Origin of the sequence: Micromonospora sp. AMSO12t, assembly GCF_008806585.1 — a bacterium.
GTDB classification, from domain to species: Bacteria; Actinomycetota; Actinomycetes; order Mycobacteriales; family Micromonosporaceae; genus Micromonospora; species Micromonospora reichwaldensis.
In genome coordinates this window covers 1-15607 of record NZ_WAAS01000062.1, presented here as the reverse complement: position 1 = coordinate 15607, position 15607 = coordinate 1, and the positions used below count along the sequence as shown (strand labels likewise).

Genomic DNA, 15607 nt, shown 5'->3' with positions numbered 1-15607 from the left:
TCGCGCAGAGGCCGGTCAGGGTCAGTGCACTCGGGCCAGGGTGAGGCCGTCGGCGATCGGGAGCATCACCGCGTCGACGCGGACGTCGGCGAGCACCTCGTCGTTGAACGCCGCGATGGCCCGGTCGTCGGCGTTCTGCGGGGCGATCACCCGGCCACCGCGCAGCACGTTGTCGACCGCGATCACCCCGCCGGGACGCATCCGGGGCACCAGCTCCGCCCAGTAGACCGGGTAGCCGGTCTTGTCGGCGTCGATGAACGCGAAGTCCAGGTGGCGCTCGTGGGGCAGCTCGCGCAGCGTGTCGCCGGCCGGACCGATCCGCAGCTCGATCCGGTTGTCCACGCCGGCGCGGGCCCAGTACCGCCGGGCGATGCCGGTGAACTCCTCAGAGATGTCAAAGCAGGTCAGCCGCCCGCCCTCGGGCAGCCCGCGGGCGATCGCCAGCGACGAGAGGCCGGTGAACGTGCCCACCTCGACGGCCTGCCGCACTCCGAGCAGCCGGGTGAGGAAGGTCAGGAAGGCGGCCTGCTCCGGTGCGACCTGCATCTGCGCGTCGTTCGGCAGGGCCGCGCGGGTCTCCTCGGCCAGGTCCCGCATGATCTCGTCCGGCGGCGCACCGTGCCCGACCAGGTACGAATGCAGTTCCGACGTGAGCGGGATCGACTTGGTGGTCATCGAAAACCTCCGTGGAACCCCTGGCTTTAGCCGTGGGGAGGAAACGGAACTCTTGCAGAGCGGGACAGGAAAGGCCGATCCGCGGCCAAGGAGGATGGGTGTCCACCCGCATGTCACCGTAAAGCTTACTGGCTATCTTGCTAGGCTGTGAGCCATGGCCAGGGCTGTGAAGCGGGCGTTCAGGTTCCGCTTCTACCCGAGCCCCGGGCAGGCTTGCGAGCTTGCCCGCACGTTCGGGTGTGTCCGGCTGGTCTAAGTCGCGCCGGTCGGCGGAGTACACCACCAGCGGGTTCCGCTACCGCGACGGCCAGCTCACTTTGGCGAAGATGGCCGAACCGCTGAACATTGTGTGGTCCCGGCCGCTTCCCGAGGGCGCGAAGCCGTCCACGGTGACCGTGTCACAGGACGCGGCCGGGCGCTGGTTCGTGTCGCTGCTGTGCGACGACCGGATCGAGCAGGCTCCGGCACCGAGCCCGGCCGTCGGGATCGATGCCGGCCTGGACAGCCTGCTCACGCTGTCCACCGGCGAGAAAGTCGTCAACCCGAAGCACGAACGCCGCGACCGAGCCGCACTCGCCAAGGCGCAGCGGAACCTGTCCAAGAAGGAGAAGGGCTCCGCGAACCGGGCCAAGGCCCGAATCAAGGTCGCCCGCGTGCACGCCCGGATCACCGACCGCAGGCGGGACCATCTGCACAAGTTGACCACTCGGCTTGTTCGTGAGAACCAAACGATCGTCGTCGAGGACCTGACCGTGCGCAACATGGTCACAAACCACAGCCTGGCTCGCGCCGTCAGCGACGCGGCTTGGCGGCAGTTCCGCACCCTGCTCGAATACAAGGCCGACTGGCACGGCCGCAACCTCGTTGTTGTGGACCGCTGGTTCCCGTCGTCCAAACTGTGCTCGGTGTGCGGTGCGCTCGCGCAGCGGATGCCGCTGAACATGCGGTCGTGGACCTGCCGATGCGGGCAGACCCACGACCGCGACGTCAACGCGGCCCGCAACATTCTCGCGGAGGGGCTCTCCGTGATTGCCTGTGGAGGCGGTGTAAGACCCCAACGGACGAACGTCCGGACGGGGCGGCCGTCGGTGAAGCAGGAAACCCAGCGGGCGACCGCTGGAATCCCCCGCCTCTAGGCGTGGGAAGGAAGTCAAGAACGGACGCTAACCGAGCGGCTCGACCGTCTGGTTGCCGGGCGCGACCTTCGTCCACAAATCTGTGAGCCGCAGGTCCAACTCGGCGAGGAGGCGGCGCAGCAGCGGCAGGCTGAGCCCGATCACCGTGCTCGGATCACCCTCGATCCGCTCCACGAAGGGCCCGCCCAGGCCGTCGATCGTGAAGGCACCCGCCACGGCCAGCGGCTCGCCCGTACCCACGTACGTGGCGATCTCGTCGTCGCCGATGTCGGCGAAGTGCACGACGGTGGAGGCGACCGCCTCGGCCCGCCGCCCGGCCTCGACGTCGATCAGGCAGTGCCCGCTGTGCAGCACGCCGCTGCGCCCGCGCATCCGCTCCCAGCGCCGGGTGGCGTCGGCCGCGTCGGTCGGCTTGCCGAAGATCTCCCCGTCGAAGGCCAGCACCGAGTCGCACCCGATCACCAACGTCCGCTGGTCGTCGGCCGGCCGCAGCCGGGTGAGTACCGCCTGCGCCTTCATCCGGGCCAGTTCCAGGCAGAGCTCCTCGGCCCGCTCCGTGACCACGAGGGACTCGTCGACGCCGCTGACCAGCACATCCGTCTCGATCCCGGCGGCCTGGAGAATCTTGCGGCGGGCAGGGCTGGCGGAGGCGAGCACGAGGCGGAGCGGCAAGGACTTCGGCACGTCGCCGACGTTACCGGCTGGCCCGGACGACGACGTCTCGGGTAGGACGTGTCGACCCTTCCTCGCCCGTCTACGTCTTTTGGGTCGCTCAGCGACTGACGCGGGGCGGCGGGTCGCCGCCACGACGACGCCGACGGGCGATGAAAGTCCACGCGCCAACGGCCGCCACGATCACGCCGAGGGTGACCAGGCCGCGGGTCGTCGCCGCACCATTCCCGTCGCCCGCCGGCTCCGCTACCGCCGTCGTGGTCGAGGGGGTGTGGGCCGGCACGCTCGCCGTCGCCGATCCGAAACCCAGCGGCGGTACGTCAGCCGTCAACGCCGCCACCAGGTCGATGACCCCGTGGCCGTACTCGTCGTCCCGTCCCGGCGGGCCCTTGTCGATCGCTGTGGCGGTGAGCCTGTGCGCCACCTCGGCGGCGGGCAGGTACGGGTACTTGGACCGGATCAAGGCGACGGCCCCAGCGACGATGGCTGTGGAGTCCGAGGTGCCGGTGCCCTTGCGATACTTGCCGTCGATGCTTGTGCTGAAGATGTCAACTGCCGGGGCGACCACGTCGATCTCTGGTCCGGTGACTGACACTGAGGCTCGCTGGCCGAGCCGATCAACCCCACCTACGGCAATTACGCCAGGGTAGGCGGCAGGGAATCCGACGTGTCGGCTAAGGGGCTTGTTGCCTGCTGCAGCGACAATAACTATGTCCGCGCGAATTGCGGCCTCGACTGCCGTATGTAATCGGCTATCTGCCGCTCCTGCTGCTGAAATGCTGATTACTTTGGCATTTTGCGTGATCGCGTAGTTGATCGCATCTTTCAATTGGTGACTGGTTCCCCCTTGGCCGTTATTCTTTACGCGTATGGGAAGGATCTTCGCCTTCGGTGCGATGCCAAGGGCGCCTTGCTGGCCAGCTCGCCCGTGGGCGGCGATTAGACCTGCCATGCCGGTTCCGTGGCTATCTCGGTCTTGTCGGCCGTCGCCACTACCTCCAGCAACAATATCTGTGCCTCGGCGCAGATTGTGCGCAAGGTCGGGATGCGGATGAACGCCGGTGTCTGGCACCGCAACCGTCACATCTTCGCCTTGAGTGATCTTGTGTGCTTCGGCGACCCTGAGAAAGCTCAGGTGCCACTGGTCCCCTCGGATCCGGTCAACTCCCTGCGGACTTGCGGCGCCACGGTTAGACCAAGCATGCGAGGCAGTCGGCGGCAGGAGTGCTGCCGTAAGAGTGAACAGCGCCAAGGCGGCCTGGATGGTCCGAGTCCTCAACGGTTGAAGCCAATAGCCGGACCTGGGTCGATGGGGCCATCTTCGTCCGGAGGGCGGACTACCGGGCTTACGCCTCGGTCCACTTCCCATGGGTGGTCCGGATCCCAGTGCCGCGACTCCTTGTCGCTGCCGTCGTACCGTCCCGACCGACCCGCCATCCCGCCTGAACGGGCAGTGCCCATGCCAGGTGCTCCGCCGATTGGCGGTATACCCTGCACCGCGCTGAGGTTGCGGCCAACCCCAGGACGGGAGCCTGCGCCCCCGGTCGGAGCGGTGCCCGCGCCCCCGCCGCCGATTACTCCACCAATCGGGTTAACTCGACGTTGCTGTGCGCCGCTGCCACTAGAGGGTCCAAATCCCATTCCGGGGGTTCCGCCGATCAGACCACCTGGTGGCATGGGCCGGGGTGATGCCGGTGGCGTGGCAGGCGGGAGCCCCGGAATGGCTCCGTTGACCGGCCGGCTGCTAGGGCCAGGCTGACCGATCGGCAACCCAGAGATCCCGTGCCCAGGCCGCACGCCTGGCGGCATCGCAGGCATCGGTCCACTGCCGGAGCCAGCGGGGAGGCCGGGTGGAGTTGGACCTGGCATTGCGGGATTGATTGGAGAAGGCGCTACACCAGGTTTCACCCCGCCGAGGACAGGCCCGACGTTACGGGTGGTTGGTGCGGAGATTTGTCGCGCGTTAGTGGTCGGCCGTGCAACGGACGAAGTAGTCGAACTTGACAACGGCACGGGAACGACGGGAGGAATTACCGGAGCGGCCGAAACGGCGCCTCCGTAGATATCGGAGTTGTGCTGGTCCGCCTCAGGCAGAGGCTTAGGCCTGGGTGGTGGTTGGCGGAGCATTACTCGGGCGTGTTGGAGTTCGCCGCTGAGGCCGTACATGATGCCGCGCGCCTGGACGTTGAGGCGTTCGAGGTCCGCGTCCGTCACGGGGCGGTCGGGGACCCGGCTGCCCATGGCCGCCTTCGGGTCGGCGAGCGTCGCGTCGTACGTCTGCTTCTCCTGGACCTTGACGGCGTACGTCTCGTAGATCTTCTTCAGTTCCGTGCGGGTGGCGCTGATGGCCTGCGTGGCGGCGGAGAGCGCGGTGTAGTTGGCGCTGGCGGCGTCGTGGGTGCGCTGCACCTTGTCGATGAGCTCGTCCAGCTCGCGGACGTAGGCCCGGGCCGCCTCGTTGGTCTCCGGGGGCCATGCCTCGGCGAGCCCCTTGCGGTATTCCTGGAGCCGGCTCAGGTGCATCCGGGCGAGGTCGCAGATCTTGCGCCAGCCGGCGACCTGCTTCCAGTGGTTGGTGGTGTCATGGTCCTGGAGGCAGGCCCACATGCTGGCGACGTCCATCAGCCGCCAGTCGGTGAGGGCGGACGTGCGGCCGCCGGTGCCCCGTTCGATCATGGCAGCACCACCGGACCCTGTCCCCGTCCCTGACCCGGTGCGGGTTCCGGCCCGGTGGGATCGGGCAGCATCGGCGGCGCGCCGCGAGGCGCCGTGGGGGCCGGGTTGGCGAGGGCCCGCTCGATGTCGGTCACGCGCGCGGCGGCGAAGGCGTCGGACCCGGTGTAGCGGGTGGCGACGGTGCCGGCGGCGACGGCCAGGTGGCCGGTGACGTCGCGGACGCCCCAGACCATGTCGGCGGTGGCCTGCTGGGTCTCGTGGTGCGCGCGCAGGAAGTCGACCAGCTCGATGAACGCGTCGGCCGGGTTGGGCACCGGTGCTGTCAGGTCCGCGGCGATGTACGACAGGTGTGGGTCGTAGTTGCGTTCCACTTCGGCCTGGAGCTTGTCGGCGAACTCGCGGAGCTGGCGGATGTCGGCCTCGATGCCGCCGTAGCCGCGGAGCCAGGACGCTGGACCGTCCTCCTCGGGGATCATCGGCCCTCCCTGCCCGTCACTGCGTCGTTTCCCTGAGTGAGGTTAATAGGTCCCCGGGGGTGTCGGCAGCCCCGCCCCGGCACACACCGGCCACCCTGCGGGTGTGCAGGGGCGCCGAGCTGCGGTGATCCGTGCGGAAAAGGTCAGCGGGGCAGGCCGGACGCCCGCCAGGCGCCGGGGCCGGCGACCGTCGCTGCGACGGGCCGGCCGGAGCGCGCCCAGGCGGACGCGGCGACCGGAGGGGTCGCGGGGGCCGGGCGGGACCGTACGACGATCGCGCCCACCAGCGCGGCCAGTTCCTCGGCGGTGGGGACCCCGCGGACGACCCGGAACAGCGGCTCTTCGGCAGACATGGCGTCAGCGTACGCGGCGGAGAGGTTGACCTTGACCGCACAGTGGCGTGCCGGCGGTGTGAGCGTCGTCGGCTCCGGGTACCGTCTGGGCGATGTCGAACGCGCTGCCCCAACTCGTCGCTGACCGATACCGGCTCCTCTCGCCGCTCGGTCAGGGCGGCATGGGTCGGGTGTGGAAGGCGCGCGACGAGGTGCTGCACCGGGACGTGGCGATCAAGGAACTCGTCCCGCCGCCCAGCCTCACCGACGAGGAACGCCGCGAGATGCGGGAACGCTCGCTGCGTGAGGCCCGGGCCATCGCCCGGCTCAACCACATCAACGTGGTCCGCATCTTCGACGTGCTGCGCACCGACGGCGACCCGTGGATCGTCATGGAGTACGTGGCGTCGAAGTCGTTGCAGGACACCCTCGCCGAGGACGGCCCGGTGACGCCGGCGCGGGCGGTGGAGATCGGCCTGGGCGTGCTGGCCGCGCTGAAGTCGGCGCACAAGGCCGGCGTGATGCACCGCGACGTCAAGCCCGGCAACGTGCTGCTCGGCGACGACGGCCGGGTGGTGCTGACCGATTTCGGCCTCGCCACGATTCCCGGCGACCCGAACGTGACCCGCACGGGAATGGTGCTCGGGTCGCCCGCGTACATCTCGCCGGAGCGGGCCCGCGAGGGCACCGCCGGGCCGGAGGCCGACCTCTGGTCGCTGGGCGCCACCCTCTACGCGGCGGTCGAGGGCAAGTCGCCGTACGCGCGACCGTCGGCGATCGCCACCCTGGCGGCGCTCGCCACCGAGCCGATGCCGCCGCCGAAGAACGCCGGGCCGCTCAAGCCGGTGCTCAACGGCCTGCTGCGCAAGGACCCGAACGAGCGGATCACGGCCGAGGTGGCGGAGAAGCTGCTGCGCCGGGCCGGCGGCAAGCGCACCCGCACGATTCCGCTGCTCGACGGCGTACGCCGGCCGGGGCCGAACGGTCCCCGTGAGCCGCGCCCGCCGCTGGTGCCGGCGCCGCGACCGGCCGAGGGTGCAACCGACAAGCCGGTCAGCCCGCCGGCACCGCGCGCGCCGCTGGCGGCCGCCGCCGGTGCCGCCGCGGCGTCCACCGCCGAGGACGCGACGGCGGCGCTCTCCTCGGACTCCGTGCCGACCGCCAAGGTCGGATCCTCCACCTCGGACGCGGCCCCGACGGCGAAGGTCGACCCGCCGAAGCCCGCGCTCGACGACACGAAGGCCGAGGCGGTGGACCCGGCGCCCGGCAGGCCGGCGAATCCCACCTCGGTGATGCCCGCGCCGGTCAGCCCGTCGTCCGGCCGGGCGACGGTCGTGGCGTCCAGCGGTACGAAGCCGAACAACACCCGGCGCAACGTGCTGATCGGGGCGCTGGTGGCGCTGCTGCTGATCGGCCTGGTGGTGATCGTGCCGATGCTGACCAGCGGCGACGGTGGGGACGGCGGCGGCACCCCGCAGGCCGACCCGACCGGCGCGGCGACCTCGCAGGGGCAGCCGCCGCAGTCCTCCGCGCCGGCCCCGCCCACGAGCGCCGCGCCGAGCCCGACGCCCTCGGCCACCCCGTCGCCGACCCCGGACGCGCTGCCGGCGGGCTGGAAGCTGCACAAGGACCCGGGCGGCTTCACGGTGCCGATCCCGGCGAACTGGGTGCGCCGCAACGCCGGAGCGAACACCGTCGTCTTCGACGAGCCCGGCGGGCCGGGCGAGCTGCTGGTGCAGTGGACGTCCAGCCCGAAGTCGGACGCCTACGCCGACTGGAAGGGGGCCGAACCGGCCCGCAAGAACTACGTGAAGAACTACCAGTACCTGAGCATCAAGCGCTGCGACTACTGGAAGACCTGCGCGGACTGGGAGTGGCTGGAGACCCGCGACGGCACGCGGATCCACGTCCGCAACCGGGGCTTCGTCACGGCCAAGAATCGCGGTTACGCCCTGCGCTGGGAGGTCGCCGCGAAGGACTGGCAGGCCAACCTGGCCAACTTCGACCGGATCGCCAAGGGCTTCGTGCCCGACCGCAAGGACTGACCCGCGGGATTCGCGCCCGTTGCGAGATCGACTCGCATGACCTTCCGCCGTACGGGGTATCTGACCTTCACGACGGAAGGGAGGGTACGACATGGGTTACCGACGGAGGGACGCCCGGCCCCGAGTGGCACTGTGGATGCTCGTGGCCCTCGGCGACATCGTCCTGCTGCTCGCCGCCGCCGGCCTGCCGCTGCTGTTCGCGCTGCTCAGCGTCGTGACCGTCACCCTCGCCGGGGTGGGCGTCCGGCGCTTCGCCCGGCGGAACGCGCTCGCCCGCGAGAACGCGGCGACCGTGCCCGTGGCGGCCCGACGGCAGGTCTGACGCCCGCGAGAGCGGCCTGGCGGCAGCCGGACCAGTTGTCGACCGTACGGTGACAACCGATCCCGCTGCCGCCAACCGCCTCCCCAGGCGAGTCAGGCTCAGGTGTTGTTGGCCAGGGCGATCAGCCGGCTCCGGTCACCGTTCCAGTGGTTGCGGTCGACCCCGCCGCTGATTCCGGCGACGCTGCCCCGGTCGGTGTACTGCCAGAAGCTCCAGAACGGCGCCCCGGCCGGCAGCGCGCCGACCGTGCTCGACCAGCGGGCGACCCAGAGCGGATGGTTCGCCCACGGGGCGCTCCAGCTGCCGGTGCACTGGTTCCACCAGCTCGTGGTGGTGTAGATGACGGCGTAGCGGCCGGTGCGGGCGCGGTAGGTGTTGAGGAAGTCCTGGACCCAGTTCCGCATGCCCGTGGTGCTCAGGCCGTAGCAGTAGCCGCCCGCGTACGGGTTGGCTTCGAGGTCCAGCGCGGCCGGGAGGGTGCGGCTGTCGGCCGACCAGGCGCCACCGTTGGAGGCCAGGTAGTTCGCCTGCACCGCCCCGGAGGAGATGTTGGGCCGGGCGAAGTGGTACGCGCCCCGGATGACGCCGGCGTTGTAGGCGGCCACGTAGTTCGTGTTGAACCTCGGGTCCTTGTAGCTGGTGCCCTCGGTCGCCTTGATGAAGGCGAACTGGATGCCCGCGTTGCGGACGCTGGTCCAGTTGATGGCGCCCTGGTAGTGGGACACGTCGATGCCGGGCGTGGTGGCGGCTGCCGCGGGGGTCGCGGTCGCGACGAGCCCCGCCGCCGCGGTGGCGAGGGCCGCGAGGGTGGCGGCCAACAGCTGCCGCAGGGATGTTCCGGTACGGGTCATGGATGCCTCCAAGGACGCCGGACTGAATAGACGTTCATCTTTGGAGGTAAGTGCCCCGAATGGCAAGGGGAGCTAAGGAAATCTTCAGGAACGGCGGAAGCCGGCGCCCTGGCGGCGGTGGCACCGCGGCCGGTGAGCGGACCGGGTAAGGCGCTCTCCGCCTCAGCGCAGCGTGGCCGGGTCGACGCGCCAGCGGATCGGCTCGGCCAGGCGGAACTCCTCGCCCGGCTTCGCCACCTGGTCCTCGACGTAGTGCGCGCCGTCGAGCCGGTGCAGCCGCAGCGAGTGGCCGGCGCCGTCCTGCTCCACCAGCAGGTACCACGGAATCCCGGCGATCGCGTAGAGCTGCATCTTGACCAACCGGTCGGCTGCCGCGTTCCCCGGCGAGACGATCTCGCAGACGAGGACCACCTCGCCTGCCTCGACGACGGTGCCCTCGTCGTCGGTGTCAGCCACCACCACGTCGGGGATGACAATGCGGTCGACGCCGAGCCGGACGTTCACCGCCTCGAAGACCAGTAGGCCCTGCGGCAGCGCTGCTGGCCGCAGGCTGTTCGTCAGGCTCCACGACACCAACTGGTGCCGCTTGCTCGGGGCAGGGCTCACGATCAGGCTCCCGTCGAGCAACTCGATCCGGTTCGACGTCTCGCTCATGGCGAGGTACTCGGCCTCGGTCCACAGGCCGACGTGGGGTTCCAGGGGTGCCGCAGTCACCGGCGTCCACCTCCCGCTCCTGTCGCCACCGGATCAGGCTTCCACGATACGGGCCGGAGAGGACGCAGTGACACAGGTCGGGGCCGGTAGGCTCGCGCCCCATGGTGTCGATCGACGGGCTCGGCGGTCTCTGGGACAAGCTGTTCGCGGCGCAGCCGGACCCACCGCCCCTGCTGGTGCTGCTGACCGCCGCGGTCGCCCTGGTGGTCGTCTCCACCCAACTGCCCTGGCGGATCGCCCGCAACGCCATCACCATCGCCCACGAGGGCGGGCATGCGCTGGTCGCCCTGCTCACCGGCCGCCGGCTGCACGGCATCCGGCTGCACTCGGACACCTCGGGGCTGACCCTCTCCGCCGGCCGGCCCACCGGCCCCGGAATGATCCTCACCCTGCTCGCCGGCTACGTCGCCCCGCCGCTGGTCGGGCTGGCCGGCGCGTGGCTGCTCGGCGGCAACCGGATCACCCTGCTGCTCTGGGTCGCCGTGGCGCTGCTGCTGGCCATGCTGATCATGATCCGCAACGTCTTCGGCGTGCTCTCGCTGCTGGTCACCGGCGGGGTGGTCCTTGCCGTCTCCTGGTACGCCGAGCCGCAGGTGCAGGCGGCGTTCGCGTACGCCGGGGTGTGGTTCCTGCTGCTCGGCGGCGTGCGGCCGGTGGTGGAGCTGCAACGGCTGCGCTCGCGGGGTCGGATGCCCGCCTCCGACGCCGACCAGCTCGCCGGCCTCACCCCGCTGCCGGCCCTCTTCTGGGTCACCGTCTTCGCCCTGGTCAACCTGGCCGCCCTCGGCGCCGGCGCGCTGCTGCTGGCCGGCCCGATCCTCACCGACGCCGGCCTGACGCCCGGAAATTGACCGGTCGACCGGGCAACCGGCGGCACCGTCCGACGCGTGTCCCCTGCGACCGTCACGGGGAGGTAGCAGGTGCCGGACGTCGACGGATTCGACGAGTTCTACCGGGGCAGCCGCCAACGGCTGCTCGGCTACGTCTACGCGCTGACGGGCGACCTCGCCGAGGCGCAGGACGCCGTGCAGGAGGCGTACATCCGGGCCTGGCAGCGCTGGTCGACGGTGAGCGCGTACGAGGAGCCGGAGGCGTGGGTGCGGGTGGTGGCGAGCCGGATCGCGGTCAGCCGGTGGCGCAGCCTGCGCAGCCGGGCCCGCGCCTACCTGCGCCACGGCCCAGGCGAGAGCGTGCCCGGCCCGGACACGGCCACCGTCGAGGTGGTCACCGCCCTGCGCCGGCTCCCCGAGGAGCAGCGCACCGCGATCGCCCTCTACTACCTGGTCGGCATGCCGGTCGCCGAGGTGGCCCGGCAGACGGCCGCCCCGGTGGGCACCGTCAAGGCCCGACTCTTCCGGGGGCGCGCCGCGCTCGCCGGGCTGCTCGCCGTCTCTGACCTGGAGGAGGCCGCCGATGCGTGACGAGACGACGTTCGTCGAGCAACTGCACCGCGACCTGCGCGAGGTCCGCTGGCCGGAGCCGGCGGAGATCCGCGCCCGGGCCCGCAGGCGCAGCAGGCGTACGGCGGTGCTGGCGGCGGTCGCGGTGCTCGTCGTCGTCTCCGCCTCGGCCGTGGCGGTCGGGGACCGGTCCGGGCGGCGGGGGCTGGCCCCGGCGGCGTCCCCCTCGCGACCGGCGGCGCCGGGGAAGGTCGAGATCCCCCCGGCGGCCCTGCTGCAACAGGACGACCTGACGGCGCGCAGCGGTCTGCAACTCAGCGAGGCCGGCCTGGGCGGGAGCGTCGACGTGGGCATGGCCCTCCGCCGGTGCGCCACCAGGCGCGACAGCGGTGTGCCGGCGCAGGAGACCTGGGTGAGCCGGTCCCAGACGGTGCTGCGACCGGCGACCGGCGGGGGACGGCTCGGCGACGTCCTGGTCGTCCAGGACCTGCACCGGATGCGGGACGACGGGGCCGCCCGGTTCTTCGACGGGCTGCGCCGGCAACTCACCGTATGCCGGGAGTGGCGGGAGGTGCGGTCGATCGAGTGGGGCGGCGAGTCCGTCACCGTCGAGGACGTGCACCGCTGGGACGTGCCGCGCCGCGACTTCGCCGGTGACGAGTCCCTGCTGCTGCGCCACTCCGTCGCCGCGACCCTCGACCCTGCCGACGGGCAGGTGCCCGGCCGCCCGTCCACGCCGGACGCGACCGTGGTGGTGCGGGTCGGCGACCTGGTGAGTGTGCTGATCCTGGAACCGACCGCCGAGGCCGACCTGGTCCGCCTCGCCGGGCTGGCCGCGCGGCGCATGTGCGCCGCCGCCAACCCGTCCTGCTGACCGCCGCCCACCCGATCGGCCGCCCGCCCCCGGTCCGCGCGATGTCAGGGCAGCCGTGGCCTGCCACGGTCGACGGGGGACACCGCGCGGATCCCGCGGGGGAGGGACGTCACAGCGGGATGTTGCCGTGCTTCTTCGGCGGCAGGGTCTCGCGCTTGGTGCGCAGCACCCGCAGCGCGCGGACGATCTGGGTCCGCGTCTCGTGCGGCGGGATGACGCTGTCCACGTAGCCGCGCTCCGCCGCGATGTACGGGTTGGCGAGGGTGTCCTCGTACTCGGCGATCTTCTCGGCCCGCACGGCGGCCGGGTCCTCGGCGGCGGCCAGTTCCGAGCGGTAGAGGATGTTCACCGCGCCCTGCGCCCCCATCACCGCGATCTGCGCGGTCGGCCAGGCGAAGTTCAGGTCCGCGCCGAGGTGCTTGGAGCCCATCACGTCGTACGCCCCGCCGTACGCCTTGCGGGTGATGACGGTGACCTTCGGGACGGTGGCCTCGGCGTACGCGTAGATGAGCTTCGCGCCCCGGCGGATGATGCCGTCCCACTCCTGGCCGGTGCCGGGCAGGAAGCCGGGGACGTCGACGAAGGTCAGCACGGGGATGTTGAACGCGTCGCAGGTGCGCACGAACCGGGCGGCCTTCTCGGAGGCGGCGATGTCCAGGGTGCCGGCAAAGTGCATCGGCTGGTTGGCGACCACGCCGACCGGTCGGCCCTCCACCCGGCCGTAGCCGATGACCATGTTCTGCGCGTAGAGCGGCTGGACCTCCAGGAACTCGCCGTCGTCGAGGACGTGCTCGAGCACCCGGTGCATGTCGTACGGCTGGTTCGCCGAGTCGGGGATCAGCGTGTCCAGCTCCCGATCCTCGTCGGTCACGTCGAGGTCGGCGGGCGCGTCGAAGACCACCGGCTCGTCCAGGTTGTTCGACGGCAGGTACGACAGCAGCGCCTTGACGTAGTCGATCGCGTCCTGCTCGTCCGTGGCGAGGTAGTGCGCGTTGCCGCTGCGCGAGTTGTGCGTACGGGCGCCGCCCAGCTCCTCCATGCCCACGTCCTCGCCGGTGACCGTCTTGATGACGTCCGGGCCGGTGATGAACATGTGCGAGGTCTGGTCGACCATCACCGTGAAGTCCGTGACCGCCGGGGAGTAGACCGCGCCGCCGGCGCACGGGCCCATGATCAGGGAGACCTGCGGGATGACGCCGCTGGCCCGTACGTTGCGGAAGAAGATCTCGCCGTAGAGGCCGAGCGAGGCGACGCCCTCCTGGATGCGCGCGCCCCCGGAGTCGTTGATGCCGACGACCGGGCAGCCGATCTTCATGGCCAGGTCCATGACCTTGACGATCTTCTCGCCGAAGACCTCGCCGAGGGAGCCGCCGAAGACCGTGAAGTCCTGGGCGAAGACGCAGACCTGCCGGCCGTCGATGGTGCCGTAGCCGGTGATGACGCCGTCGCCGTACGGGCGGGTCTTCGCCAGCCCGAAGTTGGTGGACCGGTGCCGGGCCAGCTCGTCCAGCTCGACGAAGGAACCCTCGTCGAGCAGCATCTCGATCCGCTCGCGGGCGGTCTTCTTGCCCCTCGCGTGCTGCTTCTCGACCGCGCGCGCCGACCCGGCGTGCACCGCCTCGTCGACCCGCCGATCCAGGTCGGCCAGCTTGCCCGCGGTGCTGTGGATGTTGATCCCGGTCTCGGTAGTCACCCTGGGAATATAACGATGGTTCAGGCCGTCGCCGCTGTGCAGTTCGCCTCAGCCGGGCCGCGACGTCCCCGGTCGGCCGGCCGGGGGCGGCCGTAGGCTGACGGGATGCCGGGCTCGCCGTACACCGATCTGGACCGCCCGCCGCTGTCGGCGGCGCGGCTGCGGCGGGCGCTGGTCGCCCCGCACGGGCCCTGGACCCGCCTGGAGCTGCGCGTCGAGACCGGCTCGACCAACGCGGACGTCGCCGAGGCGGCCCGGGCCGGCGAGCCCGAGGGCCTGGTGGTGGTCGCGGAGCGGCAGACCGCCGGGCGCGGCCGGCGCGGCCGGGCCTGGCAGTCGCCGGCCCGGGCCGGCATCGCCACCAGCGTGCTGCTCCGCCCCGGGGAGGCCGTCGCCGACCGTGGCTGGCCGTCGGCGCCCCAGACGGGGTACGGCTGGCTGCCGCTGCTCGCCGGCGTCGCCCTGGTCGAGACGGTGACCCGGCTGGCCGAGCTGGAAGCGGGCCTGAAGTGGCCGAACGACCTGCTCGTCGGCGACGCGAAGTGCGCCGGCATCCTCGCCGAGGCGGTGCCGGGGCCCTCGCCGGCCCGGCCGCCCGCGATCGTGCTCGGTGTCGGCCTCAACGTCACGCTGCGCGCCGACGAGCTGCCGGAGAACCCGACGGGGCTGCCGGCGACCTCCCTGCAACTGGCCGGCGCGGCGGCCACCGACCGGGATCCGCTGCTGCGGGCGCTGCTGCGCGGGATCGCCGACTGGTACGGCGAGTGGCGCGCGGCCGGCGGGGACGCGGTCGCCAGCGGCCTGCGCGACGCCTACCTGGCGAGCTGCGCGACGATCGACCGGCAGGTACGCGTGCTGCTGCCCGGCGGCGACGAGGTGACCGGCACCGCGACCGGCGTGGACGCCGACGGCCAGCTCCTGGTCGCCACCCCCGCCGGCACCCGCGCCCTGGCGGCCGGCGACGTCCTGCATCTCCGCTGATCGCGGACTCCCGCCGCGCGGCTGATCCCCCGGCGGGAGGGGAGCGGCTACGGTCAGCGCGTCCGTTTCTGCGAGGAGGTTCCCGTGGCGTTCCCCGATGACGTGCTCACCGAGGACGAGCACGTCGTGCTGCACCTGCACCCGCACTGGAAGGCGCTGATCCGGCCGGTCGCGGTGCTCGTGCTCGCCGTCGCGGCGGTGGTGGCCGGCCTGGTCCTGCTGCCGTCCGGCGGGGGCGGCTCGATCGCGCTCGCCGTCATCGGCGGCCTGGCCCTGCTGGCGGTGCTGTGGCTGGCCCTGTGGCCGTTCCTGGTCTGGCGGAGCACCCACTACCTCTTCACGAACGAGCGGGTGCTGCTCCAGCAGGGGGTGCTCTCGCGCGACCGGCGGGACATCCCGCTGACCCGGATCAACGACCACGCGATGAACCAGCGGTTCGTGGAACGTCTGCTCGGCTGCGGGACGCTCACCATCGAGTCCGCCGGCGAGCGCGGCCAGTCCGTCCTGCACGACGTGCCGGGGGTCGGCCGCGTGCAGACCAAGCTCTACGAGCTGGTGGAGGCCCACCACGACAAGCACTCCCTCGGCGACGACGAGATGCGCGACATCCTGGCGGACCTGCACGAGGGCAAGCCGCTGCGCGACCCGACCGCCTGAACCTGCGCGCCTCGACCGCCTGAACCGGCACGGCCCGACCGCCTGAACTGGCACGGCCCGACGGCCTGAATCAGTACGGCCCGACCGGCGCGGCCCGGGAGCG

Annotated in this window: 18 protein-coding genes; 9 read left to right on the top strand and 9 right to left on the bottom strand. The window is 71.5% G+C overall.

From position 1 onward, the window contains the following. Window positions 1–21: 21 nt before the first annotated feature. Window positions 22–675, bottom strand: a complete 654-nt coding sequence (locus F6X68_RS12470) for an O-methyltransferase (RefSeq protein WP_151454426.1) — start codon at window positions 673–675, stop codon at window positions 22–24. A 154-nt stretch (window positions 676–829) separates the two neighbouring features. Here F6X68_RS12470 and F6X68_RS34845 point away from each other — a divergent pair, with 154 nt between their 5' ends. Further along, the gene (locus tag F6X68_RS34845; RefSeq protein ID WP_225852167.1) at window positions 830–931 is read left to right on the top strand and encodes a helix-turn-helix domain-containing protein; all 102 of its coding nucleotides are present in this window, start codon (window positions 830–832) and stop codon (window positions 929–931) included. Beyond that, entirely contained in the window at window positions 897–1811 is a 915-nt protein-coding gene (locus F6X68_RS12465) for an RNA-guided endonuclease TnpB family protein (RefSeq protein WP_225852166.1), read from the top strand. Before F6X68_RS34845 ends, F6X68_RS12465 begins: the two co-directional genes overlap by 35 nt. Before the next feature lie 27 nt (window positions 1812–1838). Here the strand turns inward: F6X68_RS12465 and F6X68_RS12460 are convergent, their stop codons facing one another. From F6X68_RS12460 to F6X68_RS12440, 5 genes are all read right to left on the bottom strand, one after another. Continuing rightward, complete coding sequence (locus F6X68_RS12460; protein WP_151454425.1) at window positions 1839–2495, bottom strand: nucleoside triphosphate pyrophosphatase; 657 nt, start codon at window positions 2493–2495, stop codon at window positions 1839–1841. An 88-nt stretch (window positions 2496–2583) separates the two neighbouring features. Beyond that, window positions 2584–3747, bottom strand: coding sequence for a type VII secretion-associated serine protease mycosin (gene mycP / locus F6X68_RS12455; RefSeq protein WP_370518941.1), 1164 nt, complete (start codon window positions 3745–3747; stop codon window positions 2584–2586). Between the two features lie 11 nt (window positions 3748–3758). Next, window positions 3759–5159 carry a hypothetical protein gene (locus tag F6X68_RS12450; RefSeq protein WP_151454423.1) on the bottom strand — a complete coding sequence of 467 codons (1401 nt, stop codon included), beginning with the start codon at window positions 5157–5159 and terminating at the stop codon, window positions 3759–3761. Continuing rightward, window positions 5156–5635, bottom strand: coding sequence for a hypothetical protein (locus F6X68_RS12445; protein WP_151454422.1), 480 nt, complete (start codon window positions 5633–5635; stop codon window positions 5156–5158). Before F6X68_RS12445 ends, F6X68_RS12450 begins: the two co-directional genes overlap by 4 nt. Window positions 5636–5778: 143 nt before the next feature. After that, a complete protein-coding gene (locus tag F6X68_RS12440) occupies window positions 5779–5988 on the bottom strand; it encodes an acyl-CoA carboxylase subunit epsilon (protein ID WP_151454421.1) in 210 nt (69 codons plus the stop codon). Between the two features lie 92 nt (window positions 5989–6080). Here F6X68_RS12440 and F6X68_RS12435 point away from each other — a divergent pair, with 92 nt between their 5' ends. Beyond that, entirely contained in the window at window positions 6081–8012 is a 1932-nt protein-coding gene (locus F6X68_RS12435; RefSeq protein ID WP_151454420.1) for a serine/threonine-protein kinase, read from the top strand. A 91-nt stretch (window positions 8013–8103) separates the two neighbouring features. Beyond that, complete coding sequence (locus tag F6X68_RS12430; RefSeq protein WP_151454419.1) at window positions 8104–8334, top strand: hypothetical protein; 231 nt, start codon at window positions 8104–8106, stop codon at window positions 8332–8334. A gap of 98 nt (window positions 8335–8432) precedes the next feature. Here F6X68_RS12430 and F6X68_RS12425 read toward each other — a convergent pair whose 3' ends face one another. Together F6X68_RS12425 and F6X68_RS12420 are read right to left on the bottom strand one after the other, a co-directional pair. Beyond that, window positions 8433–9185 (bottom strand): GH25 family lysozyme, encoded by a 753-nt coding sequence (locus F6X68_RS12425; protein ID WP_151454418.1) that lies wholly within the window; start codon window positions 9183–9185, stop codon window positions 8433–8435. Window positions 9186–9347: 162 nt separating this feature from the next. Next, window positions 9348–9899: a Uma2 family endonuclease gene (locus F6X68_RS12420; protein WP_192581384.1), complete on the bottom strand. Its 552-nt coding sequence runs from the start codon at window positions 9897–9899 to the stop codon at window positions 9348–9350. Window positions 9900–10000: 101 nt separating this feature from the next. Between F6X68_RS12420 and F6X68_RS12415 the strand changes: the two genes are divergently transcribed. From F6X68_RS12415 to F6X68_RS12405, 3 genes are all read left to right on the top strand, one after another. Continuing rightward, a complete protein-coding gene (locus tag F6X68_RS12415) occupies window positions 10001–10750 on the top strand; it encodes a M50 family metallopeptidase (protein ID WP_151454417.1) in 750 nt (249 codons plus the stop codon). A 69-nt stretch (window positions 10751–10819) separates the two neighbouring features. Then, window positions 10820–11320 carry a SigE family RNA polymerase sigma factor gene (locus tag F6X68_RS12410; RefSeq protein ID WP_132233334.1) on the top strand — a complete coding sequence of 167 codons (501 nt, stop codon included), beginning with the start codon at window positions 10820–10822 and terminating at the stop codon, window positions 11318–11320. After that, on the top strand, window positions 11313–12173 hold the full coding sequence (locus tag F6X68_RS12405) for a hypothetical protein (RefSeq protein ID WP_151454416.1): 861 nt from the start codon (window positions 11313–11315) through the stop codon (window positions 12171–12173). Before F6X68_RS12410 ends, F6X68_RS12405 begins: the two co-directional genes overlap by 8 nt. A gap of 109 nt (window positions 12174–12282) precedes the next feature. Here the strand turns inward: F6X68_RS12405 and F6X68_RS12400 are convergent, their stop codons facing one another. Next, window positions 12283–13866 (bottom strand): acyl-CoA carboxylase subunit beta, encoded by a 1584-nt coding sequence (locus F6X68_RS12400; protein WP_151454415.1) that lies wholly within the window; start codon window positions 13864–13866, stop codon window positions 12283–12285. A 105-nt stretch (window positions 13867–13971) separates the two neighbouring features. Between F6X68_RS12400 and F6X68_RS12395 the strand changes: the two genes are divergently transcribed. After that, complete coding sequence (locus tag F6X68_RS12395; RefSeq protein WP_151454414.1) at window positions 13972–14847, top strand: biotin--[acetyl-CoA-carboxylase] ligase; 876 nt, start codon at window positions 13972–13974, stop codon at window positions 14845–14847. Between the two features lie 84 nt (window positions 14848–14931). Next, on the top strand, window positions 14932–15504 hold the full coding sequence (locus F6X68_RS12390) for a PH domain-containing protein (protein ID WP_132233342.1): 573 nt from the start codon (window positions 14932–14934) through the stop codon (window positions 15502–15504). Window positions 15505–15607: the final 103 nt, after the last annotated feature.